Annotated in this window: 2 protein-coding genes; both read right to left on the bottom strand. The window is 78.5% G+C overall.

Annotated elements, in window-relative coordinates:
• Window positions 1-668: hypothetical protein (locus tag VIM26_RS25910; protein ID WP_331956214.1), on the bottom strand; the 668-nt coding region annotated here is incomplete at its 3' end.
• Entirely contained in the window at window positions 665-1,966 is a 1,302-nt protein-coding gene (locus VIM26_RS25915; protein ID WP_331956215.1) for a TadA family conjugal transfer-associated ATPase, read from the bottom strand. The genes VIM26_RS25910 and VIM26_RS25915, both read right to left, overlap by 4 nt.
• Window positions 1,967-1,973: the final 7 nt, after the last annotated feature.

The following is a 1,973-nucleotide window of genomic DNA, read 5'->3' on the forward strand; positions in this document are numbered from 1 at the left end:
CACGTCGACTGCCCGACCCGCGACGCCGCGCGCACGAGCCGCGCGATCCACCACCGGCCGACCAGCAGCAACACCACGCCCACCACCAGCGCGAACGTCCCTATCCCGCCGCCCAGCAGCACCCCCACCGGATCGGCACCCACGGCCGACCCGAGCACCGCTCCGAGGATGGGCAGCCCCGTCAGGACCCTCGCTGTCGCGCGCGGCCCGGCCAGCGCGGCGCGGCGTTCGCCGTCGGCCTCCGCGGCGGATGCGAGGGCGTCGGCGACCCGTTCGAGCACCTGCGCGAGGGGCGCGCCGAGGACACCCGCGAGCTTCCCGGCGGCGACCACGGCGGCGGCCTGGGACCGCGTGCCGGCCGCCGCGAGGTCCGCCAGGTCCGGGATCCCGCCACCGCCCACCGGCCGCCCCAGCGCGAGCGACCAGGCCCGCCCCGGGTCGGCGCCCGCTCGTAGCTGGGAGGCGACCTCGATGACGACGACGGCGAGGTCCGGCGCCCCACCCGGGGCCCCCCTCCGTCGGAGCCGCGACCAGCCCGCGGCCACCCGTGACCGCGAGGGACCGGGCGGCCGAGCGTGGTCGAGCCCGACCACGCCGGGGCGGCGCCCACCGGGGCCGCAGCCGACGAGCACCGCGAGCGCGATCAGCACCGCCATCGGCAGGTTCATGGCCGCTGCCGAACCGGGGCGGCCCCGGGAGACCCCGGCGAACCGGGCGCCCCGCGCACGCCCGCCGACCCGATCGAGTCGGGCGGCCCCGTCAGCCCGGCGCGCGCGGCCAGCCTCGCCCAACCTGGCCCGAGCTCGACCTCCGCTCCCACGGCGCGCCCACCCCGCGACGCCGGCCCACCGACCGTCAGCGCCGGCACGACGACGAGCTCGCCGCCCGGTTCCCGGGTGACCACGGCCAGCTCGGCCAGGTACCGCTGCCCGCCGTCGCGCCGCAGGTGCACCACCGCGTCGAGCGCGCTGGCCGCCTGCGCCGCGACCGACTCACTGCTCATGCCGGCGAGGGCGGCGAGCGCCTCGAGCCGGGCCGGCACGTCGGCGGCCGCATTCGCGTGCACCGTCGCCCAGCCGCCCTCGTGCCCGGTGTTCAGCGCGGTGAGGACCTCGCGCACCTCGGCTCCCCGGCACTCGCCGAGCACGATGCGGTCGGGCCGCATCCGCAGCGCGTGCCGCACGAGGTCGGGCAGCCCCACCTCGCCGACGCCCTCGATGTTCGCTCGCCGGGCAAGCAGCCGGACGACGTGCGGGTGGTCGGGCTCGAGCTCACCGGACTCCTCGATGCACACGATGCGCTCGGTCGGTGGCACGAGCGAGAGCAGGGTCGCGAGCAGCGTCGTCTTGCCCGTGCCGGTCGCCCCCGAGATGAGCACGTTCGCCCGCTCGGCCACGAGCCCGCGCAGCACCGGTTCGCACGCGGGGGCGACACCACCGGCGGCGACCAGCTCGCCGAGCGTGAAGGCGCGGCGGCGCAGCACCCGCAACGAGAGCAGGGTGCCGCCGCCCGCGACCGGCGGCAGCACGGCGTGCAGCCGTGTGCCATCCGGCAGGCGCGCGTCGACCACCGGGCTCGCGTCGTCCAGCCGCTGCCCGCCCGCCGCCGCGAGGCGCACCGCGAGGGAGCGCACGTCCTGCGGGGTGCCGAGGTCGACGTCGACCCGCTCGAGCCGGCCCGCCCGCTCGACCCACACGTCCCGCGGGCCGTTGACCAGCACATCCGTCACGTCCGGCTCCTCGAGCAGCTCCTGCAACGGACCGGCGCCGAGCAGCTCCGCCCGCACGACGGCGACCAGCTCGGCGAGCGCGCGGCTGCCCAGCACCGCCCCTGCCTCCCGCACCACCGAGGTCACGAGCTCGGCCGACGGCGCCCCACCGGACCGGACCAGCCGGGCCCGGACGTCGGCAAGCAGGTCCCGGTCGACCGGCTCGGCACGCCGGCCCGCGTCGGTGAGCGCGCTCATCCCAGGC

It is taken from the genome of Pengzhenrongella sp. (assembly GCF_036565025.1).
Taxonomy (GTDB): domain Bacteria; phylum Actinomycetota; class Actinomycetes; order Actinomycetales; family Cellulomonadaceae; genus Pengzhenrongella.

Coding starts and splice junctions, on each gene's coding strand:
- VIM26_RS25915 (WP_331956215.1), bottom strand. CDS start 1,966: ATGAGCGCGCTCACCGACGCGGGCCGGCGTGCCGAGCCGGTCGACCGG.